Below are 25,227 nucleotides of genomic sequence, written 5' to 3'. Positions count from 1 at the left end.
GTCGATACAAACACCAATCATTATTTTATTTTCTTTTCTTATTTTTTTGAAACGCTTACCTTTTAAAAATTTCCCCACCTATGCTTTAATAGAAAATATAGAAAGGAGTTACTTTATGAAAAAAACCGGATTTCTGCTTGCTGTCTTTTTAGGAATGATTATTCTTTATATTGGCCTTAACAATGGACAACTACTGCCAGAAAAAGAAAATACTGCAGAAGATAATCCTCCTGTTCCAACCACTGTTGAGTCTGGAGATACAAACGAAGAACAAGCAGCTAGTGTCGCTTCCCAATCGATACCTCAAGAGCAGCCTGAACCGAAACAAGTTATTGAAGATTCGTCTATTCAATTGTATAGTCCTTATGCCATGCTAGTGCATGTCGATAATCATGAGGTTTTATATGAAAAAAATAGTGAAGAGACAATGTACCCTGCTTCTCTTACGAAAATCATGACGGCCATTATCGCAATTGAAAATATACCTGATTTACAAACATCTATTTCATTATCACCAGATATGTTCCCTTATTTATATGCAGAGAATGCTTCTCTAGCAGGCTTTATGCCGAATGAAGAAGTATCTGCAGAGGATTTACTATATGGGACACTCTTACCTTCTGGTGCAGATGCAGCAATCGGGTTAGCTAACTATGTAGCAGGTTCTGAAGAAGAATTTGTAAAATTAATGAATGATAAAGCAGAAGCACTAGGTATGGAGAACACGAATTTTACCAATACAACAGGTCTCCATGATCCGAATCATTATTCCACTGCAAAGGATATCTCGATCCTATTACAATATGCGTTAGAAAACGAAACCTTTAAGACCATTTTTACAAGTAAATCATATACAACAGCAGGAACAAATTTACATCCCGATGGCATTACCGTATACAATACGATGTTTAATAAAATGGACGAGCCAATGCTTACTAATGGTGAAATTCTTGGCGGAAAAACAGGTTTTACAGATGAAGCTGGTTTATGTTTAGCTAGCCTTGCCTCCATAGATGGTGAAACTTACATACTCGTTACCGCTGGTGCACAAGGGAATAACCAAACCGAGCAATATAATATTAGCGATGCTTTTACCGTATATGAAGGCATACATACCAAATCGAGCGAGTGATGATCCTTTACAAAAATGTAGCTCCTTCTCTATTTGCTAATCCTTTTGGCAAAGCATTAAACGAACAGAGCAAACGATTTCAAAAGTTATTTTAAATCGTTCTAGGGAAAGGGATATTCCTATGTTCATCGAATATGTATAACATAGTGAAATTCATTTTGAAGGAGTGAGCTTGTTGGAAAAGACAATTTTTCATCATATGGATACAGTGCGAGGGATAACAGAGCAGACGATTCAACGAATAGGAGAACAAATTGCCGATGTTGTACCTGATGGATTCAATAACAATATTCGTTGGAATCTCGGCCATATACCGGTAGTACAGGAAGCTCTTGTTTTTGGTACATTAGGTGAAAAGCAAGCATTACCGGAAGCATTTTCGGAATACTTTCGTCCGGGTAGTAAGCCTGCAGATTGGACTAGCGAGCCTCCTACACTCGAGGAGATTGCAACTGTTTTATCTAATCAAAAATTAAGAATAAGAGAAGCATTACAAGGTAGATTAGAAGAAACACTTCCGAAACCTTTTACCTTACCTGCAGGTATTACGTTTCAAACTGTGAGTGAGACACTACTATTTAGCTGTGTACATGAAGGATTCCATATTGAAGCTATTAAACGAATTTATCGATTTGCCAAAAGGCAAAAGTAAACGTACGATTCAAATAAAAAGCCGATAGCACTCGCTACCGGCTTTTAAACTTATGATGCAGCAGGGGATTGCTGCTGAGCGATTGTTCCTTTTTTTCCGTGTAAAAAATAATATAAATAGATTGATAAGAAAACAAGAATTGCTAAAGCAATATACATCCCACGGTAGCCTACATGCGGAACAATCATTCCAATAAGAAATGGCCCAATTCCCATTCCACCATCCAAGCAAATAAAGAAAGTTGAAGTAGCTAATCCAACACGATGTTTGGGCGACAATTTAATAGCGATAGCCTGTGCACTGGACATCATCGTTCCAAAACCTAGCGCAATTAATGCCCCACATAATAGAAAGACAAATGCGTGATGGACCTGGCTAAGCAAAAGTAAACTCAAGGAGAAGATTATCAGCGCAGGATAAATAACAATATTATCCCCTTTAGCATCTAGCAATCGACCCGTGAACGGTCTGGAAAGAAATAAAAAGACTGCATAAATAATAAAAAATAGACTTCCAGATTCTACTAAATCGATATCAATTGCATAGGAATTAATAAAAGAAACAATACCAGAATACGCAATCCCCATAAAAATCATAACTATGGAAATAGGTAATGCTTTTCTTTCAAAAAAGTCCTGTAGTTTAAAGCCTCTTTTCATTTCTTCCAACTGGGCCATTGTAATCGTTGCTTGAGGAATTTTTGTAAATAGTAAAATAAAGATTGAAACAACTGTAAACAATGTACACGCAACAAAAATCATTTTTGGTGCTGCATGCTGTGAAATAAATAATCCAAGGAATGGACCGACTGCCGTTGCTCCAGTAGCACTTAAGGAGTAGTATCCTGTTCCTTCTCCTCGACGATCATTCGGAATCATGTCCATTGCGATAGTGGATAACGCAGTGTTAGCCACACCGAATGCGACTCCATGGATAAACCGCACCAATAGTAAAAGATTTAAAGAAGCTACAGGAAAATAGAGTAATGTAGCGATAAAAAATAATAGTAAACTTCCAAAAAGCATATTTCTTCTTCCAACCACTTCAATATACTTTCCTGCAAAAAGACGTGATAACAATGCGCCAATAATAAAAATACTGGCAGCAAGTCCTGCTTTACTTTCGGAAGCATGGAATTGTTCGATTGCAAAAACAGCCATTGTAGTCATTAATAAATAAAAACTTAATGCTACAAATAAATTAGCTAAAGCAATCGTAATAAAATTTTTCGTCCATAATTTTGATTTATTCAATCTTCATACCCCCATACTTATTAATTTATATACCTTTTGAAAGTTTATGTCCACTATTTTAATAGAAAATACTTTCTGCGACTTTAGATAATTACTATTTTTCTGATAAAATAGTAATAACATAAGGAGGTCCACTATGACAGAAAAATTGAAATCCTGGACGAAGAAAATTGCCATTGTATTATCATTAATCATTGTTGTATTTTGCTTGTTTTATATTGTTGTTTTTCCATTGTCATTTCTACCGAATGGATATACTATCATTTCGGAAACGGATACTACAGTTGTAGTAAAAGGATTAACCCTTTTCGGTACGGAGGATGTACGATATGAGTATGAACCGAAAGATGCAATTTTTACACTTGAGGAGTTCCGCTCGATTATTAAAAAGCAAAAGGATTTTTACTGGCTTTTATACTCTTTTGTCACCCTATCCATTATTTATTTCATCAGGCTCCGGAGGAAGGGAAAACGATTTCCACGGGCATTATTTGACAGTAATTTATTGTTTTCTATTTTTATTCCAATTATTCCACTTAGAAACTATTTAATCGTTATTGATGCTTTACTATCTGCATAACGGCAGTAAAATAAAGCCATTGGCCCGCTCCTTTTTTCTCCAAAAGAAGGTTTTGGGCTTTTTTCCTATTGAAATTATTTTCAATTTCCTATATAGTTACCTTTGTTAATAATTAATCAAGGTAACTATTTTTATGCAGGGGGATTTGTATGGAAGGATTTTTCCGACGCTTTATTAAGCTTTACCGCCCGTTAATTAGCCAATTAAATCATTTACTTAGTGACTATAATCTTTCCTATTCCCATTGGCAGATCATTTATTTCATTAAGGAGTACGGCCCTTCTACGTTAGTGGAGATTGCCAATTATTATCATGTGGAAAAACCTAGTATCACAAGAAATGTTCACCGACTAGAAGAAAATTCACTCGTTATCCAAATTCCCGGAAAAGACAAACGGGAAAAAATCATTCAATTAACAAATACCGGGGAAGAAATATATCAAGCGTGTAGAAAAAAAATCACTGCATTAGAAATGCAAATAATGGAAGGAATTCCAGAGGAACAACAACAAGCAGTGTTCGAGATGCTGCCAAAAGTACGAAATAATATTCTAAAAAAAGAAGGTCATAATGAATGAATAAACCAAACCTATGGACGAAGGACTTTATTATCGTTTCGGTTGCAAACTTTTTTCTTTATTTTACATTTTATTTATTAATCGCGACTGTCACCGTTTTTGCAACAGAGAAATTTCATGCCTCCCCTAGCTTAGCCGGACTTGCTTCCGGAATTTTTATTGTCGGTACATTAGTAGGAAGACTTTTTGCCGGGAAATCAATTGAACAAATCGGCCGAAAAAAAATTCTGTACACTGGATTCACATTTTTCTTGATTATTACCCTGTTATATTTTGTCGTATCAAGTGTTTCCATTCTTTTACTTATCCGGCTTTTCCACGGAGCAGCATTTGGTTTAGCTTCTACAGCAACTGGTACGATTGTTTCAAGCATTATTCCGAATGAACGAAGAGGAGAAGGTACTGGATATTATGCACTAAGTGTGACACTGGCTGCTGCAGTTGGTCCATTTTTAGGAATGTACATTAATCAGCATGTTGGTTTTGAGATGAATTTAATTCTATGTACGATTCTTTTAGGATTAAGCTTCCTTGCCTCCCTTTTCATGATAATACCGAAGGCGGAATTTACAAAAGAGCAATTGAAAAATATGAATAGCTTTAAGCTAAGTAACTTCTTTGAGCCTAAGGCATTTTCAATTTCCTTCATCAGCTTGTTTATCGGATTAGGATACTCTAGCATTCTTTCTTTCCTAACTTCGTATGCACAAGAAATTAAATTAGTTGATGTAGCTAGCTTCTTCTTTATTGTTTATGCGATAGTCATTTTAGCTTCCAGACCTTTTACTGGTCGTTGGTTTGACCAAAAAGGAGAAAATTTTGTTGTATATCCATCTCTTGTTCTTTTTGCGATTGGATTATGGACATTAAGTCAGGCTCATCAAGGCTACTTCTTACTAATAGCCGGTGCTTTTGTTGGATTAGGATATGGAACGTATTCAGCCGCTGCACAAGCAATAGCGATTAAAGTTTCACCTAAGCATCGTATGGGATTAGCAACTTCAACTTATTTTATCTTTTTAGATTTCGGTCTAGGGGTTGGTCCTTTCCTATTAGGATTGTTTATCCCAATTATTGGATTCCAAAAATTGTATGAGACAATGGGGGTTGTTGTGATTGCTTGTTTAATTCTTTACTATTTCCTACATGGAAAAAATATTGGGGTACGTAAAAGCAATCAAACAGAATCCGTTCAACAATAACAGTAATGAAATTTAATAGTGGAGGGATAAATCCGTAGCTTGGACATTTATTAAAGCTTATTTAGGCTTTCTTTCACCTGAACAAAAACCCAAGAATGTAGAAATAATTTCATTCTTGGGTTTTACTTATATTATTCAAGTTAGACAATCCTATTCTATAACTTTATGAATATTTCTGTACCATCTTTATCCTTTATTTTCACAATCTCATAGCCTCTATATTTCTTTAACTCCTTCACAACTTTCTTTAAGTTTTCTTTTTCTAAAGGAGGCATCGTAAATGTGCTTTTTTTATCTTCTCCGTTACCTTTTACCGCTTTATTAAGTTGTTTTGTTATGAAATCGGATGATAGTATGTTAATACCTAGGTTCAGCAATCCATATGGAATAGGCACGAAAAACTTTTTCCCATTTGTTTTCACTTTAATCGTTATCATGAAAAGCTCCTATTCGATCGTAATGGATACGATTTCCCCATTTGAAGATTTCACATCGATAATTTCTCCATCTAATTCATTATCGATTGCTTCGAGAATAACATTGAGATCAATATTTTTCACGTATTTTTCCGATTCTGGAATACTTGCAGCAATATTCATCCCGGCAGATAATAAAACTTTTATGAGCTTAATTGGTAGATTAACAGAAACATTGCCATCTTCTTCCGATACAATCCGGATCCTCAAAATTTTATCGGTATATTTTGTTGCTTTAGAGGTCTTTGTTGTATTTCCTGATTCTCTTTCATTTAATAAATAAATCAATTCCGATGCCTTTGCTGCATCTATTTTTCCTTCTTGAACCATTGTTAATACTTTTTCGATTTCGTTTTTCATGCCTTATTCCCCCTATTATTCATTTTTTAAAAGCTTGAGTGCCTCATCTGGCGAAATTTCCCCGTTTTCTAACATTGTTACTACTGTTTTTTCATCAATTTCATTTTTCTTTTTTGTATCATATCCTAAGGAGCTAATGACCTCATTTAGCTTACCGCGTACGGTTGGATAAGATATACTTAATTCCTTTTCTACTTCTTTAATATTGCCCCTACAAGTTAGAAACACTTCCACAAATCGTAGCTGTTCACTCGATAATGATGCTAATTTAGATAACTCAAATTCATTTTCTATCGTTGTTTGACAATGGGAGCAGTGTAACTTTGTAATTTTCAATGTTTCGCTGCACACCGGACATTGGCTAATAACTTGATATGCCATGTTTACTAGCCCCCTCCTTAAATTTAAAATACTGCTGTTCTATAAAATTGTGCTAATAGAATTCAATCAACAGTTTTTCCAAAGTTCTTATTTTGTTAAAAACTTATGCAATTGAGAAAACAGCTATTTGAAATCATCATATTACATAACTCGATTTAATTCAAGCGAAATATTCATTTTTTTAATATATAAATTAACTTTTTTAATTTTTTTAAGTGTATATTTTAAAATTTTAACCTTTCAATTAAAAAGCATAAGCATTAAATGGAAAATGCTTATGCTTTTTGCTTTATTCATTTTCTTTTCCTGTTGATTTTTCTCGTTGCCAAGTAGGTATTGCGTCATCCTCGTCGAATTCGATAATGACATCTGTTACGCCTTTCATTTCATGGATTTTCTCTTCTAGTCGATCTTTTATAGCATTTGCTTCTCCAACTGTTAGCGTGGAATCAATTTCTAGCTTCATCTCGACATGATAATCCTCTCCTTCCTTTGCAACATATAACGTTTGGATATCTTTAATTTCTGGGTTTGTAAATATGTATTGTGCGATTTCTTCTTCCATTTCCTCATCTGCTTCCCCAAGTACACCTCTTGCATTATCTAAAAATACTTTCCCGACAACAAAAAACATCATAATACCGATCAAAATGGAGGCAATTCCTTCTGCTGCATGGAGACCAAAAAAATACGAGAGGAGAATGCCGATGATCGCTATTAAACCACCTAGCGTTGCCACTAAATCCTCCATAAATACAAGTTTAGTCGCTGGCTTTGCACGTGATAATCCCGCAAAGCTTTTCCATAACAAGGAGATTCCTTTAGCATTAATTTTTGTTTCATGGGCAATTTCTGTCATTGCTTTATACAGCACAAATGATTCTAACAAAACTCCAAGTACTAGTACCGTAATATTAATGAATATACCTTTAGATTCCGTTGGGTGTATAATATGGTGGATGCCTTCTTTTATTGTCTCATAGCTCATAATGCCGACAATTATTACTGCTCCAAGTAGCACGAGGTTTACAAGTCTGCCAAATCCGTTCGGAAATCGTTCTGTCGGTCGCTTCTTACTTAAAGCACTGCCGATAAATACGAAAAATTGATTTGCCGCATCTCCTAATGAATGCATCGTTTCTGCAAACATCGCTACATTTCCAGTAAAAAAATATGCTACTCCTTTTATACAGGCTATAATTGCATTTACTATAGCGGCAATTAGTGCTGATTTATTTCCTTGTTTTAATAAATTTTCTTTCACTGCCATTCACATTCCTCCTTATCTCTACTTACTTACTATTATCAACTTTCCTTTATTGAATTCGCGTTTGTTTTCGACAGTTGTTCGAATCATTCCAATTTCGTGTACGAAGGTTCCAAGTTCCGTACACGACTTTTTTATAATATAATGGGTAAATATCATTGTCAGTGGTGGAGGTAATTACATTGGATCCATTTGATATCATGCTAAACCCGGAAAACGTAATACCATATTATCAGCCTGTTTTAAGTGCTGATACACAACAGGTTATTGGCTATGAAGTACTAGCATATTTCCAGAATTCCTCGGACGACGTTCAAAACCTTGGCTGGTTTTTCAAAGATTCCACCATACCGGATGAATTTCGCCTAGAATTAAAAAATGTAGTCCTTCAAAAAGCATTGGATTATTACTTAAATACGGATTCTTCCATAGAATTATTTTTTCATTACGATGCTCTTTTACTTTATAAAGATAACGGAGAAGCACTACTATCCCTTTTACAAGAATATGCAGATAGAGGCCTGAATTTAAATAAAATTATTATTCAATTAAAAGAAGAATTCCCTGCTGATCAGCTCGATTCGGTGCAAAAATTATTCTTCTACATGAAGACAATGGGGCTTCGGATTGCCCTCAATGATTTCGGTGAACGGAACGGGAACTTGGATCGTCTCGCAAAAATAAAACCAAATCTCGTAAAATTGGATGTCGGATTTTTACACGATCATGAGCTACCACACTTATATCGTGATGTACATCATTCCATTTCGTTATTATCACGAAAAATTGGAGCAACATTAATGTTTACCGGTATCACTTCCTACAATCAGCTTAATTATGCTTGGCGAAATGGGGGGCGCTATTATCAAGGGAGTTATCTCGGCCGTCCACAGCGAGAATTCGTTGCAGTTGATTTTTGTAAGGAAAAAATTCAAACAGACTTCCAACATTTTGTTAATTTTGAGCGCAAGAAGATTAAGGCACAATTAGCTTTAACAAATGAAATTAATCAACAATTTAAAACTACGTTAAATACCATTAAGCCTGAGGATACGTATGATGAGATGCTCTTGAAAATTGGAAATGCTTGTGCAAACTACGGTTTCCGGGTATTTATTTGTAATGATGAAGGGCTACAGCTTTCTTCCAATGCGGAAAAAAATAAAGATGGAAATTGGGAGCTACTTCCAAAGGGAAGACAAAAAAATTGGAGCTGGCGTCCATACTTCTTGGAAAATATCGCCCGCATGAATGTAGAAAAGAAAGGAATCTTGTCAGATTTATATACTGATATTGAACGGGAGGAACAAATTCGAACCTACTCCTATCCTATTTCAGAAACATTATATATATTTCTTGATATTCCTTATGCTTATTTATTTGAACAAGAAGGGTTATTATAAAGTTGAAGTAAACGATACTAGCCAAGCTTTATTAAAGCTTGGCTTTTTCATGTCCTGAGACTTTTTCAAAAAATAAAAAACAATGGAATAAAAACGATTTTTTAGCGAATAATGCAGGTTAAGGAAGATTTTAGGGGATGAAACTATCGTTTACAAACTCCTAACAATTTTTCGGGAATGTTAATGTTCCCCAATCATTATAATAAATAGTGAATATACTGTAAAAACAACTTGACTACAGATAAGGAAGGGAAACATGAAAAAATTTAAAGTTTTCGATTATACCTTTCAAAATTTAAGTCAAAAAAATATGTCATTTGAGCAAGTTTTTCAGAATATCCTGCAATTTATGAAAAAGGATCCAAAAGGAAATTATCGTTTAATGTTTGGTACGGATTCACAGGTGCATCCACAGTATACGAAATTCATTACTGGTATTGTTATTCAACAGCCAACAAAAGGGGCATGGGCTTGCATTCGGAAAGTAGTAGTTCCTCGAAAAATGACCAATCTTCACGAGCGCATATCCTATGAAACCACCTTAACAGAAGAAGTGGTAGCCATGTTTACTGAAGAAAGAAAAGATCAATTAATAAATATTATTTTACCTAATATATACAAAGGTGCTGGCTTTATAGTCGAAGGTCATATTGATATCGGATCTGGCAGCCGCAACAAAACAAAAGTATTTGTAAATGAAATGGTCGCTCGCATGGAGTCGCTTGGTTTACAGCCGAAAATTAAACCAGATTCCTTTGTCGCTAGCTGCTATGCCAATCGTTACACGAAATAAAAAATGGGTCAGGTAATTTCCAAAAGGAGATTAGCCTGACCCGGTTATTATACTAGTTTATGGGCGTACCATTTTACACCTTTAAATCTCCAAACAAAGATAGCACCCCGAACGACCCATTCTACATTCATCGCAATCCAAACACCAACAATACCGAATCCTAATGTAATTCCTAAAACATAACCAAGAATTACCCGTAACAGCCACATTGTTAATAATGAAGTGACGGAAGTGAAATTCGAATCTCCTGCTGCACGTAATGCGGATGGTAAAATAAAACTGGGCGACCAAAAGAATGGCTGTGAGATGGCACAAATAATAACGAGCGTAAATATTGTCGGAATAATTTCCGCTGGCGCACTAAACATCTTCATCAGTAATGGGAAAAACGGCAATAAAATCAGCGTTGTTACAACAAAGAATACCATCGCTAAACCAATTAATGATTTCGTAAACTTCCTCGCGTCCGCAATATTTCTTCTGCCGATACATTGGCCGACAACTGTAATGATCGCAATACTAATTGCATTTGGTCCAATTTGCATTAACATAATGATGGAATTTCCAATGGCATTTGCTGTTAATGCTAATGTTCCAAGCTGAACAATAAAGGTTTGTGTTAAAAGCTTACCACCATTAAAAAATATTTGCTCTGCCGCAAAAGGCAAACCTATAAACATTACCTTTTTCAAAATAGAAAAGTCCAATTTCAATGCATTTTTTACTCTAAATCGAATCGTATCATTATATTTGATAATATAAATTAAGGATGCAATTACTCCTAATAATCGAGCAGTAACGGTAGAAATTACTAATCCTATTACACCTAGGTCAAAAATAGTAATCAATAATATATTTAAAATCGTATTTGTCACATTTATTAATAACGATAAGTTAAGGACTGGTTTCGTTTCCCCTACCCCTCGTAATGATCCAGAAACTGCTTGGAAAATCGCAATTAATGGATAGGAAAGACAGCTTCCAATTAAATATATTTTTGCGTTTTGTAACACATCTGCCTCTGCTTTTCCAAATAGTAAATCTAGTAATGGAACATGAAAACAAATTACGAGAACGCTTAATAGAATAGAAAAAATGGTTACAGCTGAAATTGCTTGGGTCGCTGTTTTAGAAACCATTTGCTGATTCCCGATTCCCTTGTATTGCGCTACAATAACCGTACCCCCGGTTGCAACTGCGATAAAAACGTTCACTAAAAAAATATTTAGCGAATCTACCATACTTACGGCACTTACTGCCGCAACACCTGATGAGCTTATCATCGCCGTGTTTAATAAGCTCATTAAGATTAGAAATGCTTGGTCGACAAGAATTGGTAGAATAATAGCGATAATTTGCTTATAATCAATGGATTCTCCTGTGAAATATTTATTCATTAAAAAAGCGGTTTGTTGTTCTAACTTCGATTTTATGCTTTTCACTTTGCAACACACTTCTTTACATAGATTGTGTTTCATTTATCTGTAGTCGATTAATAAACACGGATAATTATAACATTATTCAAAAAAGAGTACAGTATTTTTTCTTCTATAAAGACTTGTATCTAAAGAATTATCTTTAATGAAAGGTAAAAGAAAAAGTAGTTCACATTCAAATACCATGAATAACTGGAACTTGAATATAGAACTACTTTTTAGCTTATTTATATCGTTCGTTTTTCCAACACTTACTTATTCATGAGAAACAATAAATTTTGCGTTTCCAGATAGAGAGTATTCGCGGATACCATTTGGCAATAGGAAATGCGTGCCTTTTTCTACTCCAAAGGATTTTCCATCGATGATAATTTCTGCTTTACCTTCGGTGACACTAACTTGTAAAAAGTTATTCGTTATTTGACGAGTAACTGTACCATTTAATTCCCAATGATAGACTGTGAAATATTGGGCCTCAACAAGTTTCTTTTCGACTAAATCTTCAAAGCTTACCGTTTTTTGTTCAACAATAGCATCTTGATGTGGAACAGTGGATACTTCCTTTGCTCGTTCCAAATGTAATTCTCGTTTATTTCCTGCTGCATCCTTCCGGTCATAATCGTACACGCGGTAGGTAATATCAGAGCTTTGTTGTGTTTCTAAAATAACGATTCCTTTTCCAATCGCATGGATAGTTCCACTAGGTACGTAAACAAAATCTCCTGCCTTTACTTTTACTCGGCGTAATAGCTTGTCCCATTCTCCATTATCAACCATATCCGCAAATTCTTCTTTCGTTTGGGCATGGTGGCCAAGTACTAGTTCTGCACCTTCCTCTGCACTTAACACATACCAGCATTCCGTCTTCCCATATGGAACTCCTTCTACTTCTCGTGCAAATTGGTCGTTTGGATGAACTTGGACGGAAAGATCATCGGCTGCATCTAAAATTTTTACAAGCAATGGATATTCTTCATTTTGATCAACTTGTTTATTAAATAGTTCTCCATGCTCATTCCATGCATCTGCTAATGTTTTTCCTGCAAGTGGTCCATTTTTGATAATACTTGGGCCATGTGGATGTGCAGAAATCACCCATGCTTCTCCTGTTTGGCTAGATGGGATTGTATAGTTAAATTCTGTTTCTAGCTTGTTTCCACCCCAGATTCTTTCTTGAAATACAGGTTGTAAAAATATCGGTTCTTCCTTATACATAATGTCCAGTTACCTCCATCAACAATTACTACTAATTATTATAATCGAAAAGAGAGCAGATTCCGCTCCTTTTTCCAAATTTATTCAGATTTTATTACAGCTTTTCTTTATTGAATAGTATCTAATAATTCGAATGCTTCTTGTTTAGATGTTACTTTTAATAATTGCTCTCTAAAGCTATCATTCATTAATTTTCTCGAAAGCATTTGTAGGATTCGTAGATGTGCATCTCCTGCTGCCTTTTCTGGTACTGCGATCATAAAGATAATTTTAGCGTCGGTGCCATCTAAGTCAATCATTCCACGTACTTTTAATGGAATAGTTAACAAATTATGGATATTTAAATTAAGTTGGGGAAGTTTTTCAGTCTTTATTTGGAGAATAAAAGTAAATAGAAAAACCCCGTTTCATCAAGCGACTAACGGGGTTTGTATACCAATCGTATTAAAATGCTGCTGTCCAGCCACCATCTACTGTAAGGATTGTTCCATTAACAAAATTGGACTCCTCAGAAGCTAAAAATAGTGCTGCTTGTGCAATATCTTCTGGTTCGCCCATTTTTGGCATTACACTTTGTGCTACTTGTGAACGTTTCATACCAAACTCACTAACATTTTTGATTGAAGAACCAATATTCGTATTTACACCGCCTGGTGCAATACCATTGCAACGAATACCTTCATTAGCATACATGAAACCAGTGTTCTTTGTTAATCCAACTACTGCATGCTTAGAAGCACCATAGGCAGCACCTGCATGAGCACCGTTTAATCCACCTGTAGAAGCAATATTAATAATATTTCCTTTTCCTTTTTCTAAAAAGATTGGAATTGCTTTACGCATTGCACGCATAACACCTTTTGTATTTACTTCAAAAATTAAATCCCATTTTTCATCTGGAATTTCTCCAACCGGCTCAAATCCGTCCATAATCCCTGCATTGTTTACTAATATATCAAGTGTGCCAAATTCATTGACCGCTGTATCAATCATGTTTTCAATATCCTCTAATTTTGCAACATTCGCTTGAACTGCTTTAGCCGTTCCACCATTGCTTGTAATTTCAGCTGCTACTTGTTCGGCACCGTCAATATTTAGATCGGCAACTATAACTTTTGCACCTTCTTTAGCATACAATGCAGCGATTGCCTTCCCCATTCCGGAAGCCGCACCTGTTACTACTGCTACTTTACCACCTAGTTTCATCCTTCATACCACCTTTACCATTAGTATATTTGTAATACATATGCTAGGAAGCGCTAACATCTGTATATTTCCATCTTAATATTCTATAATGGATGTAACAATATGCAATTTCTGTTGCAAATGTTGACTAATAAATGCTTTCGACCTATTTTGTACAATAGGGCAAAAATAATAGCCATTTAGGTGGTGTTTTGTTGATGATTATTGATAGAAGGATTAATAAATCAAAATCCGCTTTGAAAGATGCACTTCTGCAGCTGATGGAGGAAAAGGATTTTCGTAAAATAACGATTACAGATTTGGTAAACATTTCAAACTTGAATCGAGGAACATTTTATAAGCATTATCAATCGAAGGAAGAATTACTTGACGAGTTGATAGATGATGTAATCCATGATTTAGTCCATTCTTACCGTGAACCATATCTTCATACAGATAAATTTGCAATTAGCGAGCTTACCTCTGGTGCCGTAAAAATTTTTGAGCATGTTGCTTCTTATGCTAAATTTTATACGATAATCGTGAATTCCAATGTGTTACCAGGTTTCCAAAATAAAATATGTGATGTTTTAAAGCAATTATCGCTCTTAGATTTACAGAATGTAATAAACGTGAAAAATACTATTAATAGGAATCTATACTCAAGCTACACTTCCTATGCACTTTTCGGTTTAATCGTAGAATGGGTGAAGGAGGGATTCATCTATTCTACTAAATATATGGCAGATCAATTAATCGAGATTATTTCCTACAGCTCGTTTAAGCCGATAATTGATACATCCAAAAAATCGAATGTCAATCAGCTAATATCCTCAACCAGCCTGGAAAAAGGATGATTCTAGCAATTGCAAGAAACCTAATGATTCGCTTTAGCCAATCATTAGGTTTTTCTTATTTGGTTAAGCTAAACATGTATAGGTTTTTGTAATTTTTCTAGCTGACTACCTAAATATTTTGCCACCTGTAGCATGCCGTATTTTCCTGCACTTGCTTCTGCTTCACTATTATAATTTGTATTCGTATTAATATCGTACGTATAAATCGTGCCCTCTTTATCTTTGATAAATTCGATTCCGGCTACTTGAATATTATTTGCCGCCAATACTTTTTCATATTTTTCTAGAATTGGGTCATGAAAGCCTTTGATAATTTCAAACATTGCAGGAGCTTCATTGACCTCCCCTACTGGACAAAATAGATCATCAATTCGGCAAGCATCCGCAGGGCATAATTGGAACCCACCAGAAGTATCAACACGAACCGCATAAAAGAATTTTCCACCAATAAACTCACAGCGGGTAATATACGATTCTGGTGATTCGATATATTCCTGAATCAATGTAATTCCATCGACAGGCTCTTCAAATTCAGGTCCATCGATATATGCTTGTAATGCCTCGACAGAGTTAAACAGTTGTACCCCAAGTCCTTTACCTGCACGGTTATGCTTCGTAATGAACTTTTTACCTTTAAACGCATTTGCTGCTTTAATAATCGCTTCGTTACCAACAGCTGCAATTGTCTTCGGTGTTTTCACTCCATATTTTTCTAGTTCTAAATACTGCAGTACTTTACTCACTTCTAATTGGATGGCACGACTACCATTAATAACGGTTCTTCCATGATGCTCTAACCAAGCCAAAACCGAACTTGTTAGCTCTGGTGCAAACCGGTGTCCTCTCGTATGGGAGGAAGCACTCATGCGACTATAATAAATTCCCTCCGGAGGCTCTGATAAAAGATTAACCACACCATTGTCCAAATGCCAATCCTCATATGGGAGACTTAATTCTTCTAATCTTTTAAATAAATGCTCCGTCCATTCATTATTTTCATGAATAACAAATATTTTACTCATTTTTATCTCTCCCTAATCAATGTTTGACAAGCTAAAACGCAGCTCCTCGACCTTTGGCATTACTTGCTTTGCAAAACGTTCCAGCTCTTCTAGCTGTGGGGAACATTGCAATAATAGCAGATTAACTCCTACTTTTTCAAATTCTAAAATTTGTCTTGCTATTTGTTCTGGTGTACCAATTAGATTCGGTCGTAAGCCTCGATTCGATACTGAATAATCCTGAAGCTTTATTTGCTGCTCTAGCTCAGATTTAGAAGTAAAATCCTCGAATCCCGCATAGCCACTTAAATCGTCTACTGTCGTAATTCGCTTAAGCTCTTCTTGGGCTTCTTCCTCTGTATCGCGGCAAATGACATAGGCTGCCATCCCAAAGGATTGCAGTGGCTCTCGGCCCGTTTGTTGTCTACGCTCTTTCATCTCTTGAATTTTTACTGCTGCTTCTTCTATCGTATGTCCATGAATAACATATGCATCACATAGTGTGGAAATTATTTGCTTTCCTTTTTCACTTTCGCCACCTGCATATAATACCGGATTCGGCCGTTGGACGGGCTTCGGATAGAGCTTCGTATTTTCAAGTTGATAAAACTTTCCATTGTAAGAGAAGGTTTCTTCTGTCCATAAACCTCTTAACACTTCTAGAAATTCCTTTGTTCGGTCATACCGTTCATCATGTGCTGTAAAATCACCGCCATATTGCTTTGCCTCCTCTGCCCACCAGCCAGAAACGACATTCAATGTAAATCTACCATTACTAATATGATCAATATTTGCTGCCATCTTTGCAGTAACTGCTGGATTATGATAGATTGGCCGAACGGCGGTCATAATTTCTATTTTTTCTGTAACAGCTGCAAGTGCTGCTGCTGTTGACCATGCCTCAATCGAATCCTTATCCGTCCCTTTAATATCATTTAAATATAATTCCGCAATTAACGTTGTATCATATCCCCATTTTTCCGCGGATTGAATAACCTTCTTCGCATATTCAAAGGTTGGCGGCATGTTTTCCTCTGTAACATTTCTTAACCAGCCTCCAAAAATCGGTAACCAAAATCCATATTTCATTCTCCATCCATCCCTTTCTTTATTCATTTCTAGGTAGTATCTGAAACTCCATAACGTATTGCAATACGAATGATAAAAATGCTTCTTCGTCAATGCAATCAACAAAAAAACTCTTTTCTCAAAATAAGAAAAGAGTTTTTATTACGAAACATCTTTTCTTATCTTTCAAGCAGCCTGCTTGATGGAATTAGCACAGTATTCTACTAAAGAACCTGTTGCTGAGGTTTCATAGGGCCATATCCCTCCACCTCTCTAGATAAGAAATAACTAGAAATATTTAATTAATGATTGAATCATAATACGAAATTTATGAAATGTCAATTAATTATTACAGTTTGTTTTTACTCCCTTACCAAATAAATAACCCTACAATCATTGCGCTAAGAAGTGATACTGCGATACCACTAACGAGTAGCTTCCAAACATTTTTTCCGATAATTGCTGATTTTCCTTCCGATAGAATAGAATTATATGTTCCATAAATCATTCCAATCGTGCTGAAATTTGCAAAGGAAACAAGAAATGTTGATGCAACCGCAACCGTATGGGGAGCAAGTGAATCTAATTGTGTTTGCAAATCCAGCATCGCAACAAATTCATTGGTTGCTAATTTCGTTCCCATTAATTGTGCGACATACATTGCATCATGCATCGGTAAGCCGAGTAGTAATGCAAATGGACTAAAAATATATGAGAAAATGGTCTGAATGGTTAATCCATCAACAATTGCACCTAAAATCCCATTAATAGCTGCCGTTAAGGCAACATACCCGATTAGCATAGCAGTAATAACAATGACCATATTCATCCCAACCATCATACTATTAGAAATTGTCGAGAAGAAATCCTTGCGTTCCGATTTCGGTTGTTCATAAATGATATCCTCTTCCTTTGGCACTGAAACAGGATTTAATATATTGACGATCAGAAGTGCATTTAAACAGTTTAACGGTATGGCACTAAATACATATGCTGCAGGAACCATTGTTAAGTATGCTCCAATAATCGATCCACTAATACAGCTCATGCTCATGATCCCGATAGTAAGCAGACGATTTTCTTTAATTACTGCTAGCTGATTACGAATAACTGCCAATGCTTCTGTATTTCCTAAAAACATCATTTGAATGGAATAAAAGCTTTCTAATTTCGGTAATCCAGACACCTTCGAAATAACCCAGCCAATTTTATCAATCAACCATGTTAAAATCCCGAAATATGAAAGAATATCGAAAAAAGTAACAATAAATATTATCGGTAGTAGTGCACTAAAGAAAAAATCTAATGTCTCATTTGCCATCGCAGACGGGAAAACAAATGCGATGCCTTCACTGCTACAAGCGATTAACCAAGTAAAGAAGGACGCGATTTTATTAATAACCCAACTACCAACCTCTGTCCCTAGCATAAACCACGTAATAAGCAGTTCTACAATAACAATCGAAAGGAGTGGTCGTAACTTTACTCCTTTTTTATTCGGTGATAATAAATAAACGATACCGAATACAACGATTAAGCCAAATAAGTTTAATAAAATATACATGAAAGCAACTCCTAGATGTCATATTCTCCAATTAAAAAAGCTCTTATTTTTCCTATACCTTCCAAACAAGAAAGTATGAAAAATAAGAGCTAGAGAAAAGCAGATGCCGTCCGTTCTTCTTTATCCTTAATTATCAAACTTTCCTGTAGTCTAGCGATTTACGGTTGCTAGGTAGAAACGATTAAGCCATATTCTTAATCATATACAAGAAAATTGAGCTAAAATTGATATGAAAGAAATGATACGCCTATCCGTTTCGATTATCAATATGTTCACTTTTATTCGTAATAATAAAATTTACCGAAGGATTCGCAAACATAAAATAATTCATAACCGTATTATTTGTCCTATAGTATGCTCATTTTTCGGTTCATTCATGTTAAAAATCATAAAAATTTCCTTGAAAGAAAATGTCTATTCGTAAAGCTATCAACTCAAATACATCTCACGCCAATAGCAATAAATAGTGGAAAAAATCCTAAAAATAAAAAAACGTACGGATACCATCCATACGTCAGTTACTCATCTTATTATTAACTCTTTTCGTAAATCATTTTCGTTCTAATTTACATAAACATATCAATTAAATCATAGCATCTAAATTTTGTTATTTCGGTTTGCGTGCTTACATATGTAAAGGACTCTAATGATCCACCTTCATATCTTTTCGATTCCGCTATGGCTGCATCATCTCTTTGGATAATCCATTCTCGTTGAGCCTCTTTTAATCTATACATATCACTTTCAGATAATTGACGCTTTAATTCCCCATAAATATCGTTTAGCGCCTTATCCCATGCTGCATAAATTTCCGCCTGCGCTTGTTCCATATCTGTTTGGGTTCCATTTTGGACGATTTTCTCTAAATCTGCTACTTCTTTTTCCGTATTCTCTAGCATTTGCAAATACTTTTCTCTAATGCCTTCCAATGATTCATCACTGCTTGAATCCTCTGCTTCTTCATTGTTTTCCTCTGTTGTAGTATCTGCATCTACTACCTCGCCTGCAGTACTCTCTTCCTCGGTGGAGCTAGCTTCCTCCTCTGCTAATGCTTCGTTTAATTCGCTTGAATCGTCGGCTGTACCTGCTACCGATTCTGTTCCCGCTTCTAGTCCAATATTGGACTTGCTTGATCCATTCTCTGTTTCTTCACATCCCGCTAATATTAATAATAATAATAGGATGCTTAACGCTACTAATTTTTTCATTGTCTCTCTCCTTAAACGATGATTTGAAATTAGTTCGCTATTAATCCTAGTGAACTCAAAAACATACAAATAGCCACTCCACTACATTCTACACACTAGTATACCATTTATCATTTAATTAGGAATAGTTTACCAGTTTTTCCTATGTACATAATAATAGAAAAAAGGTATCAGCAATTAGCCAATACCCTTCGCTTAAATACATCAAGAGATTGCTTGTTTATTCTAAAGTACAAATTTCTCTAATGCATAGGCTACACCATTTTCATGATAGCACTTTGTTGTGTAGGTGCATTGCGCTTTGATTTCATCACTAGCGTTTCCCATAGCAATGCTAGTTCCGGCTACTTTGAACATTGGTAGATCGTTCAAATTATCTCCGATTGCAATCGTATTTTCCACAGGTATTTGATAATGCGCTGCTAGTATTTTTAACCCATTCCCTTTACTAACCTCTGGGTGAGCAATTTCTAGCTTCGTCCAACCGGATGTCGTAAGCGAAACTAATTCATTTTCTGCAAGGGAAACCTCCAATCTTTTTAATTTTCCTCTATCAAAAGACAACACAAAAACTTTATATATTTGTAAATCTTGTATTTTCGTATGGTCAAAGGTGGAAGAATAAAGTAAGCCTTTTTGATTATATTGAATTTCTATTTGTTCATATGCCCATTTTACAGGGAAGTCTGCTTTATCTTTGCGTAATTTTTCTATCTCCGCTTTCAATTGCTCTCTTCCTGATGTAAAAATTTGCACCCCTTGATGTGTATAAATCTCAAAATAGTAGTTTTCATTTACTAATCGTTCAGTAATTTCCTTCGCTGCTATGCTCGACATACAAAATTCAGCTACAGTACGCTCTCCATCATACACATGTGCACCATTTGATGATATTATTGGACAATCAATACCTGCATCCTCTAATATCCCGAGAATATCTTGTAGTGATCTTCCAGAACAAATCGCAACAATATCTCCCTTGTCTTGACACCGATAGATCATATCTCGATTATCTTTACTTATTGTTCCATCCTCGGAAAGTAATGTGCCATCCATATCCAATGCAATTAATTTCAATCTTTCTACCCCCTTTCCTTCTATTATAAATAATACATTATGAAAACCTTTACACATTCTGAAAACATTTTCACCAATAGATGTGTCATAATCAAATTACAGCAAGATAGTAAAACATTCAAAGGAGAAATGGGGTGGTCCCAATTATTTATACATGCACATTAAACCCAGCGATTGATCTATTTGTAAATATTGACACTTTAAAACCAAATGTTGTAAATAGAACAAATGCTGAGGATTATATTCCAAACGGGAAAGCAATCAATATTTCTTTCATTTTAAAAAGAATGGGGGTAAATAATACCGCTCTTGGTTTCATCGGAGGATTTACTGGCAGTTTTATAAAAAACGAATTAGAATACCAAGGGATAACAACGAATTTTATTGAAGTAGATGGTATTACTCGGGTAAACACTTTTGTTCGAGATAGGGAAAATGAATACAAAATTGTCAATAAAGGACCCGTCATTCCTCAAAACAAAACGGTAGAAATGCTCGAAAAGATTTGCGAGATTCCTGCAGGGAGCTTATTATTTGTATCTGGTAGTCTCCCGAGAGGCGTATCTGAAAATATTTTTGAGGAGATTGCGAAAATCAGTAAAAAAAATAACGTTAAGCTAGTGCTCGATATTAGTTCTAAAAAACTTCTCGATTGTTTACATTATCAACCATATTTAATTAAACCAAACGAAGAGGAGCTTGCCGATTTATTTGAAAAAGATAGTTTAACAGAAAAGGATATTATGGAACTTAGTGAAGTATTACTTACGAAAGGTGCGCAAAACGTACTAGTTTCCTTAGGAGATAAAGGATCGCTTTTTCTCTCCGAGGAAAAAGTATTACGAGTATCTGCTCCACAAGGAAACGCCGTTAATACTGCTTGTGCAGGGGACGCATTATTAGGATCATTCGTAGGAAAGCTAGTTCAAGGTTCTAGCCTTGAGGAAGCGCTAATTTTTGCATCCGCAACTGGAGCTTCCACCGCCTTTACTTCAGGGCTTAGTGATTTAACCGATGTTAATGAATTAATAAAAGAAATTAAAATAAAACAACTAAATCTAAATGTATCTTAGGGGGTAGTAATGATGAGTAAAATAAAAATTATCGCAGCTACAGGCTGTCCAACAGGAATTGCCCACACATTTATGGCCGCTGAGGCGTTAAGCATTGCTGCAAAAAAACTTGGTGTGGAAATTAAAGTAGAAACACACGGTCAGGTCGGAATTGAAAACGCTCTATCGAAAGAGGATATCCGTCAGGCAGATGGCGTTATCATCGCTGCAGATAAAGATGTACAGGCAGAACGCTTTATCGGAAAACCAGTGGTAGACGTTTCTGTAGCTCGCGGAATTAGAGAGGCAGAAAAATTAATTCAAACAATTATTGACGGAAAAGCAACCGTTTACAAAGCTTCTAAAAAACAGGATGATTCATCTACTGATGAAGAACAAAGTACATCTGGATCTTCTATCGGTCGTTCCATTTACAAGCACTTAATGAATGGGGTATCTCATATGCTTCCATTCGTTGTAGGTGGTGGGGTATTAATCGCCATTTCGTTCCTATTCGGTATTTACTCGGCTGACCCAACCCATGAATCGTACAATGAATTCGCTGCAATGCTAAAAGATGTCGGTGGTATCGGCTTCGCCTTAATGGTACCAATTTTAGCAGCCTACATTGCGGAATCAATTGCAAAACGTCCCGGCTTAGTTGTTGGTTTTATCGGCGGTATGATTGCATACAATGGTGGCGCAGGCTTCCTTGGTGGAATTGTCGCAGGTTTCCTTGCCGGCTATATCATTCTTCTATTAGGAAAATTATTACAAGGTCTTCCTAAATCCCTTGATGGTTTAAAAGCAATATTCTTATACCCTGTAATCGGTATATTCCTAACTGGTTTCATAATGACATATTTAGTAAATCCAATGACTGCAGTTAATGAAGCAATGATGAATTTCTTATCTGGATTCCAGGATGCAAATCCAATCGTATTAGGTTTAATTGTTGGTGCAATGTCTGCATTTGATATGGGTGGTCCAATTAACAAAGCTGCATATGTAACTGGTACAGCATTATTAGCAGAAGGTAACTTCTACTTCATGGCTGGTGTATCTGCTGCATGTATTACACCACCGCTTGTAACAGCATTTGCCGTACTATTCTTTAAAAAATATTTCAATCAATCGGAACGAAATGCTGGTTTAGTGAACTTTATTCTCGGAGCAACTCATATTACAGAAGGTGCAATTCCATTTGCTGCGAAAAACCCGATTGTCGTTCTACCAATATTAATGATTGCATCCGCCATTTCCGCCATTTTAACTTACCTATTTGGTGTTCAAGTACCAGCTCCACATGGTGGATTCCTAGTATTACCAGTTGTAACTGGCGCAGTCAAATGGTTAATCGCTATCTTAGCAGGATCACTAGTAGGTGCTTTCCTATATGGAATGGCTAAAAAAAGAGAAGCAAATAAAAAACAAGAAGAACAAACAATAGACGCAGCATAAGTATTTACAAAAGGAGTGGGAGTCATTGCTTACGATGTATCGAAAAGAAAATATTAGCGTAAACGAAAACATACAAACACAATTAGAAGCATTTGAAAGAATCGCAGAATTGGCTGTTTCTAACGGAATAGCCGATTCCAAACAAGCAGTAGTAGACGGTTTACTGCAGCGGGAAAAAGAAAGCACCACTGGCTTTATGGAAGGCTTCGCGATTCCGCATACGAAAACTACTGCAGTCACAGAAGCAAGTGTCATCATTTTAAAAACAAATGATGGGATTGAATGGAACTCACTTGACGGGAGCCCTGTCCGCTTCATCATTTCACTATTAATACCGGAAAGTGAAGCAGGCACAACCCACCTAACCCTTTTATCTGCATTATCGAGAATGTTAATTCATAGTGATGTTCGTGAACAATTAATGCAAGCAAATAATGCAACGGAAATATTAACTGTTTTAACTTCGGTAATGCAAAGTAATTAAAACAACATTGGAGGTAGTTTCATTGACTATAACAATTGATACAAAAATGGTAAACACAAAAGATATGTTATTGAAAGCACAAAAGGAAAAATACGCAGTCCCCGCTTTTAACATCCACAATCTAGAAACGATTCAAGTTGTGGTAGAAGCAGCAGCTGAAATGCGCTCTCCAGTTATTTTAGCTGGTACTCCAGGCACATTTAGCTATGCTGGACGCGATTATGTCCAAGCGATCGTTGAAACTGCAGCCCAAAAATATAATATACCAATTGCGCTACATTTAGATCATCACGAAACATTTGAAGATATTAAAGAGTCGATTGATTTAGGTACAAAATCAGCAATGATTGATGCATCCCACTTCCCGTTTGAGGAAAATATTAAACTTGTACAAGAGGTTGTTGCATATGCACACGCAAATGGTGCAACTGTAGAAGCAGAGCTTGGCCGCTTAGGTGGGCAAGAGGATGACTTAGTTGTAGATGATAAGGATTCCTTCTTCACAGATCCAACAGCTGCAAAGGAATATGTAGAAAGAACAGGCATTGATTCCCTTGCAGTTGCGATTGGTACCGCACATGGTATGTATAAATCCGAACCTAAACTAGATTTCGAACGTTTAGCAGAAATTCAAAAACTAGTAGATATTCCTTTAGTGCTACACGGTGCATCCGGTATTAGTGTGGAGGACGTAAGGAGATCGATTGAATTAGGTGTTTGCAAGGTTAATATTGCAACAGAATTAAAAATACCTTTCTCCAATGCATTACGGGAATTTTTAGTAGAAAACGAAGATGCTAATGATCCAAGAAAATATATGGCTCCTGCTAAAGCAGCTATGCGCGAAGTCGTTATCGAAAAAATTAAAATGTGTAAAAGTGAAAATCGGTATTAAGCCGAAAGAATTTCAATCGTTAGTATAGAAAAGCAAATTAAAATAAAAAACGCTTGGGATGGACGTCATCTCAAGCGTTTTTATATTTATTTCCAATCATAACAGTCTATAAGTTACGGATTTAAACTTTCAACCTGGCTAGACTTTCTTGCGTGGATTTTTTTCATTGCAAATCTTGCGATTGGCTGTGCAATTATTAATTCAATCCAAAAAGCAATCCCGAAATTTCTAAACCAACTATGGAAGAAGTTTTGAAAAGGAGCAAGACTTACTTGTCTCGTACCTACCCAAGTACCTATAATGGTTAACAGAATCGATAACACTATCACATTAAATAACGTACTGAACAATACTCTCGCATTAAATCCATCGGTCTGTCCAACGAACTTTTGTAATATTTTTCCTACAATCGGTCCCGCAACTAATTTTACTAATAAAACAACGATAATCCACATAACTGGAAGAATCTTAAGCGTTTCTAAATAATTTTCTTTACTAAAGCCACGTTCCATCCCCATAATGATTGGAGCGATCGTGTTTACAGAAATAATAGAAACAATCAATAAAAACAATATGCCTTCCTTTGCATTTTGTGGCAGTCTTTCGTCTTTATACATGTCTTTCCCTCCGAAATAAATTATTCCAGA

26 protein-coding genes, 1 pseudogene and 2 riboswitches are annotated in these 25,227 nt (G+C 35.8%); of the genes and pseudogenes, 12 read left to right on the top strand and 15 right to left on the bottom strand.

The window, feature by feature from the left end; all coding sequences use genetic code 11:
- Positions 1-115: 115 nt before the first annotated feature.
- Together OEV98_RS12870 and OEV98_RS12865 are read left to right on the top strand one after the other, a co-directional pair.
- The gene (locus tag OEV98_RS12870; RefSeq protein ID WP_263073706.1) at positions 116-1,132 is read left to right on the top strand and encodes a D-alanyl-D-alanine carboxypeptidase family protein; all 1,017 of its coding nucleotides are present in this window, start codon (positions 116-118) and stop codon (positions 1,130-1,132) included.
- Positions 1,133-1,307: 175 nt separating this feature from the next.
- Complete coding sequence (locus OEV98_RS12865) at positions 1,308-1,784, top strand: DinB family protein (protein WP_263073705.1); 477 nt, start codon at positions 1,308-1,310, stop codon at positions 1,782-1,784.
- Positions 1,785-1,834: 50 nt separating this feature from the next.
- On the opposite strand, the gene OEV98_RS12860 is transcribed toward OEV98_RS12865, so the two are convergent.
- Positions 1,835-3,037 carry an MFS transporter gene (locus OEV98_RS12860; RefSeq protein ID WP_263073704.1) on the bottom strand — a complete coding sequence of 401 codons (1,203 nt, stop codon included), beginning with the start codon at positions 3,035-3,037 and terminating at the stop codon, positions 1,835-1,837.
- A 136-nt stretch (positions 3,038-3,173) separates the two neighbouring features.
- Here OEV98_RS12860 and OEV98_RS12855 point away from each other — a divergent pair, with 136 nt between their 5' ends.
- The 3 genes from OEV98_RS12855 (at position 3,174) to OEV98_RS12845 (ending at position 5,397) form a co-directional block, all read left to right on the top strand.
- A complete protein-coding gene (locus OEV98_RS12855) occupies positions 3,174-3,617 on the top strand; it encodes a hypothetical protein (protein WP_263073703.1) in 444 nt (147 codons plus the stop codon).
- A gap of 149 nt (positions 3,618-3,766) precedes the next feature.
- A complete protein-coding gene (locus OEV98_RS12850; RefSeq protein ID WP_263073702.1) occupies positions 3,767-4,195 on the top strand; it encodes a MarR family winged helix-turn-helix transcriptional regulator in 429 nt (142 codons plus the stop codon).
- On the top strand, positions 4,192-5,397 hold the full coding sequence (locus OEV98_RS12845) for an MFS transporter (protein WP_263073701.1): 1,206 nt from the start codon (positions 4,192-4,194) through the stop codon (positions 5,395-5,397). Before OEV98_RS12850 ends, OEV98_RS12845 begins: the two co-directional genes overlap by 4 nt.
- Positions 5,398-5,552: 155 nt before the next feature.
- Here OEV98_RS12845 and OEV98_RS12840 read toward each other — a convergent pair whose 3' ends face one another.
- The 4 genes from OEV98_RS12840 to OEV98_RS12825 all read right to left on the bottom strand — a co-directional run bounded on the left by OEV98_RS12840 (position 5,553) and on the right by OEV98_RS12825 (position 7,878).
- Positions 5,553-5,834, bottom strand: coding sequence for a hypothetical protein (locus tag OEV98_RS12840; protein ID WP_263073700.1), 282 nt, complete (start codon positions 5,832-5,834; stop codon positions 5,553-5,555).
- 9 nt (positions 5,835-5,843) lie between these two features.
- Positions 5,844-6,233 carry an SHOCT-like domain-containing protein gene (locus OEV98_RS12835; RefSeq protein WP_263073699.1) on the bottom strand — a complete coding sequence of 130 codons (390 nt, stop codon included), beginning with the start codon at positions 6,231-6,233 and terminating at the stop codon, positions 5,844-5,846.
- Between the two features lie 15 nt (positions 6,234-6,248).
- Positions 6,249-6,614: a DUF2089 domain-containing protein gene (locus OEV98_RS12830; protein ID WP_263073698.1), complete on the bottom strand. Its 366-nt coding sequence runs from the start codon at positions 6,612-6,614 to the stop codon at positions 6,249-6,251.
- Between the two features lie 289 nt (positions 6,615-6,903).
- Positions 6,904-7,878 (bottom strand): cation diffusion facilitator family transporter, encoded by a 975-nt coding sequence (locus tag OEV98_RS12825; RefSeq protein ID WP_263073973.1) that lies wholly within the window; start codon positions 7,876-7,878, stop codon positions 6,904-6,906.
- A gap of 185 nt (positions 7,879-8,063) precedes the next feature.
- On the opposite strand from OEV98_RS12825, the gene OEV98_RS12820 reads away from it, so the two are divergent.
- Both OEV98_RS12820 and OEV98_RS12815 read left to right on the top strand, forming a co-directional pair.
- The gene (locus tag OEV98_RS12820; protein WP_263073696.1) at positions 8,064-9,284 is read left to right on the top strand and encodes an EAL domain-containing protein; all 1,221 of its coding nucleotides are present in this window, start codon (positions 8,064-8,066) and stop codon (positions 9,282-9,284) included.
- A 256-nt stretch (positions 9,285-9,540) separates the two neighbouring features.
- Positions 9,541-10,077, top strand: a complete 537-nt coding sequence (locus OEV98_RS12815; protein WP_263073695.1) for a ribonuclease H-like YkuK family protein — start codon at positions 9,541-9,543, stop codon at positions 10,075-10,077.
- A 47-nt stretch (positions 10,078-10,124) separates the two neighbouring features.
- On the opposite strand, the gene OEV98_RS12810 is transcribed toward OEV98_RS12815, so the two are convergent.
- The 4 genes and pseudogenes from OEV98_RS12810 to OEV98_RS12795 form a co-directional block, all read right to left on the bottom strand.
- On the bottom strand, positions 10,125-11,474 hold the full coding sequence (locus tag OEV98_RS12810; protein WP_263073972.1) for an MATE family efflux transporter: 1,350 nt from the start codon (positions 11,472-11,474) through the stop codon (positions 10,125-10,127).
- Positions 11,475-11,768: 294 nt separating this feature from the next.
- A complete protein-coding gene (gene manA / locus OEV98_RS12805) occupies positions 11,769-12,728 on the bottom strand; it encodes a mannose-6-phosphate isomerase, class I (protein ID WP_263073694.1) in 960 nt (319 codons plus the stop codon).
- Between the two features lie 107 nt (positions 12,729-12,835).
- Positions 12,836-13,018, bottom strand: a pseudogene (locus OEV98_RS12800) (PTS sugar transporter subunit IIA); the annotation flags it as partial.
- Between the two features lie 154 nt (positions 13,019-13,172).
- Entirely contained in the window at positions 13,173-13,934 is a 762-nt protein-coding gene (locus tag OEV98_RS12795) for an SDR family oxidoreductase (RefSeq protein ID WP_263073691.1), read from the bottom strand.
- A gap of 197 nt (positions 13,935-14,131) precedes the next feature.
- Between OEV98_RS12795 and OEV98_RS12790 the strand changes: the two genes are divergently transcribed.
- Positions 14,132-14,770: a TetR/AcrR family transcriptional regulator gene (locus OEV98_RS12790; RefSeq protein WP_263073971.1), complete on the top strand. Its 639-nt coding sequence runs from the start codon at positions 14,132-14,134 to the stop codon at positions 14,768-14,770.
- Between the two features lie 68 nt (positions 14,771-14,838).
- On the opposite strand, the gene OEV98_RS12785 is transcribed toward OEV98_RS12790, so the two are convergent.
- From OEV98_RS12785 to OEV98_RS12765, 5 genes are all read right to left on the bottom strand, one after another.
- Positions 14,839-15,792 carry an ATP-grasp domain-containing protein gene (locus OEV98_RS12785; RefSeq protein ID WP_263073690.1) on the bottom strand — a complete coding sequence of 318 codons (954 nt, stop codon included), beginning with the start codon at positions 15,790-15,792 and terminating at the stop codon, positions 14,839-14,841.
- Positions 15,793-15,804: 12 nt separating this feature from the next.
- Entirely contained in the window at positions 15,805-16,860 is a 1,056-nt protein-coding gene (locus OEV98_RS12780) for an LLM class flavin-dependent oxidoreductase (RefSeq protein WP_263073689.1), read from the bottom strand.
- A gap of 155 nt (positions 16,861-17,015) precedes the next feature.
- A riboswitch (SAM riboswitch) is annotated at positions 17,016-17,123 on the bottom strand.
- An 86-nt stretch (positions 17,124-17,209) separates the two neighbouring features.
- Entirely contained in the window at positions 17,210-18,403 is a 1,194-nt protein-coding gene (locus OEV98_RS12775) for a nucleoside transporter C-terminal domain-containing protein (protein WP_263073688.1), read from the bottom strand.
- Positions 18,404-18,529: 126 nt separating this feature from the next.
- A riboswitch (purine riboswitch) is annotated at positions 18,530-18,631 on the bottom strand.
- A 338-nt stretch (positions 18,632-18,969) separates the two neighbouring features.
- Entirely contained in the window at positions 18,970-19,611 is a 642-nt protein-coding gene (locus OEV98_RS12770; protein WP_263073687.1) for a lysozyme inhibitor LprI family protein, read from the bottom strand.
- A gap of 225 nt (positions 19,612-19,836) precedes the next feature.
- Complete coding sequence (locus OEV98_RS12765) at positions 19,837-20,688, bottom strand: Cof-type HAD-IIB family hydrolase (protein WP_263073686.1); 852 nt, start codon at positions 20,686-20,688, stop codon at positions 19,837-19,839.
- 143 nt (positions 20,689-20,831) lie between these two features.
- Between OEV98_RS12765 and pfkB the strand changes: the two genes are divergently transcribed.
- The 4 genes from pfkB to OEV98_RS12745 are packed head-to-tail and all read left to right on the top strand — an operon-like array spanning position 20,832 to position 24,580.
- On the top strand, positions 20,832-21,761 hold the full coding sequence (pfkB, locus tag OEV98_RS12760; protein ID WP_263073970.1) for a 1-phosphofructokinase: 930 nt from the start codon (positions 20,832-20,834) through the stop codon (positions 21,759-21,761).
- 12 nt (positions 21,762-21,773) lie between these two features.
- Entirely contained in the window at positions 21,774-23,201 is a 1,428-nt protein-coding gene (locus tag OEV98_RS12755) for a PTS fructose transporter subunit IIC (RefSeq protein WP_263073685.1), read from the top strand.
- Between the two features lie 34 nt (positions 23,202-23,235).
- Positions 23,236-23,685, top strand: a complete 450-nt coding sequence (locus tag OEV98_RS12750; RefSeq protein WP_263073969.1) for a PTS sugar transporter subunit IIA — start codon at positions 23,236-23,238, stop codon at positions 23,683-23,685.
- A gap of 46 nt (positions 23,686-23,731) precedes the next feature.
- Positions 23,732-24,580, top strand: a complete 849-nt coding sequence (locus OEV98_RS12745) for a tagatose bisphosphate family class II aldolase (RefSeq protein ID WP_263073968.1) — start codon at positions 23,732-23,734, stop codon at positions 24,578-24,580.
- A gap of 113 nt (positions 24,581-24,693) precedes the next feature.
- Here the strand turns inward: OEV98_RS12745 and OEV98_RS12740 are convergent, their stop codons facing one another.
- The gene (locus tag OEV98_RS12740; protein ID WP_263073684.1) at positions 24,694-25,197 is read right to left on the bottom strand and encodes a hypothetical protein; all 504 of its coding nucleotides are present in this window, start codon (positions 25,195-25,197) and stop codon (positions 24,694-24,696) included.
- Positions 25,198-25,227 lie beyond the last annotated feature (30 nt).

Source organism: Perspicuibacillus lycopersici (assembly GCF_025660475.1).
Taxonomy (GTDB): domain Bacteria; phylum Bacillota; class Bacilli; order Bacillales; family Caldibacillaceae; genus Perspicuibacillus; species Perspicuibacillus lycopersici.
This window is presented reverse-complemented; position numbering and strand designations above follow the sequence as displayed.

What these genes read in the sequence shown, in the direction of transcription:
- OEV98_RS12870 (WP_263073706.1), top strand. Translation starts at nt 116, where the DNA reads ATGAAAAAAACCGGATTTCTGCTTGCTGTCTTTTTAGGAATGATTATT.
- OEV98_RS12855 (WP_263073703.1), top strand. Translation starts at nt 3,174, where the DNA reads ATGACAGAAAAATTGAAATCCTGGACGAAGAAAATTGCCATTGTATTA.
- OEV98_RS12850 (WP_263073702.1), top strand. Translation starts at nt 3,767, where the DNA reads ATGGAAGGATTTTTCCGACGCTTTATTAAGCTTTACCGCCCGTTAATT.
- OEV98_RS12845 (WP_263073701.1), top strand. Translation starts at nt 4,192, where the DNA reads ATGAATAAACCAAACCTATGGACGAAGGACTTTATTATCGTTTCGGTT.
- OEV98_RS12840 (WP_263073700.1), bottom strand. Translation starts at nt 5,834, where the DNA reads ATGATAACGATTAAAGTGAAAACAAATGGGAAAAAGTTTTTCGTGCCT.
- OEV98_RS12835 (WP_263073699.1), bottom strand. Translation starts at nt 6,233, where the DNA reads ATGAAAAACGAAATCGAAAAAGTATTAACAATGGTTCAAGAAGGAAAA.
- OEV98_RS12830 (WP_263073698.1), bottom strand. Translation starts at nt 6,614, where the DNA reads ATGGCATATCAAGTTATTAGCCAATGTCCGGTGTGCAGCGAAACATTG.
- OEV98_RS12815 (WP_263073695.1), top strand. Translation starts at nt 9,541, where the DNA reads ATGAAAAAATTTAAAGTTTTCGATTATACCTTTCAAAATTTAAGTCAA.
- OEV98_RS12810 (WP_263073972.1), bottom strand. Translation starts at nt 11,474, where the DNA reads ATGAATAAATATTTCACAGGAGAATCCATTGATTATAAGCAAATTATC.
- manA (WP_263073694.1), bottom strand. Translation starts at nt 12,728, where the DNA reads ATGTATAAGGAAGAACCGATATTTTTACAACCTGTATTTCAAGAAAGA.
- OEV98_RS12795 (WP_263073691.1), bottom strand. Translation starts at nt 13,934, where the DNA reads ATGAAACTAGGTGGTAAAGTAGCAGTAGTAACAGGTGCGGCTTCCGGA.
- OEV98_RS12790 (WP_263073971.1), top strand. Translation starts at nt 14,132, where the DNA reads ATGATTATTGATAGAAGGATTAATAAATCAAAATCCGCTTTGAAAGAT.
- OEV98_RS12785 (WP_263073690.1), bottom strand. Translation starts at nt 15,792, where the DNA reads ATGAGTAAAATATTTGTTATTCATGAAAATAATGAATGGACGGAGCAT.
- OEV98_RS12780 (WP_263073689.1), bottom strand. Translation starts at nt 16,860, where the DNA reads ATGAAATATGGATTTTGGTTACCGATTTTTGGAGGCTGGTTAAGAAAT.
- OEV98_RS12775 (WP_263073688.1), bottom strand. Translation starts at nt 18,403, where the DNA reads ATGTATATTTTATTAAACTTATTTGGCTTAATCGTTGTATTCGGTATC.
- OEV98_RS12770 (WP_263073687.1), bottom strand. Translation starts at nt 19,611, where the DNA reads ATGAAAAAATTAGTAGCGTTAAGCATCCTATTATTATTATTAATATTA.
- OEV98_RS12755 (WP_263073685.1), top strand. Translation starts at nt 21,774, where the DNA reads ATGAGTAAAATAAAAATTATCGCAGCTACAGGCTGTCCAACAGGAATT.
- OEV98_RS12750 (WP_263073969.1), top strand. Translation starts at nt 23,236, where the DNA reads ATGTATCGAAAAGAAAATATTAGCGTAAACGAAAACATACAAACACAA.
- OEV98_RS12745 (WP_263073968.1), top strand. Translation starts at nt 23,732, where the DNA reads ATGGTAAACACAAAAGATATGTTATTGAAAGCACAAAAGGAAAAATAC.
- OEV98_RS12740 (WP_263073684.1), bottom strand. Translation starts at nt 25,197, where the DNA reads ATGTATAAAGACGAAAGACTGCCACAAAATGCAAAGGAAGGCATATTG.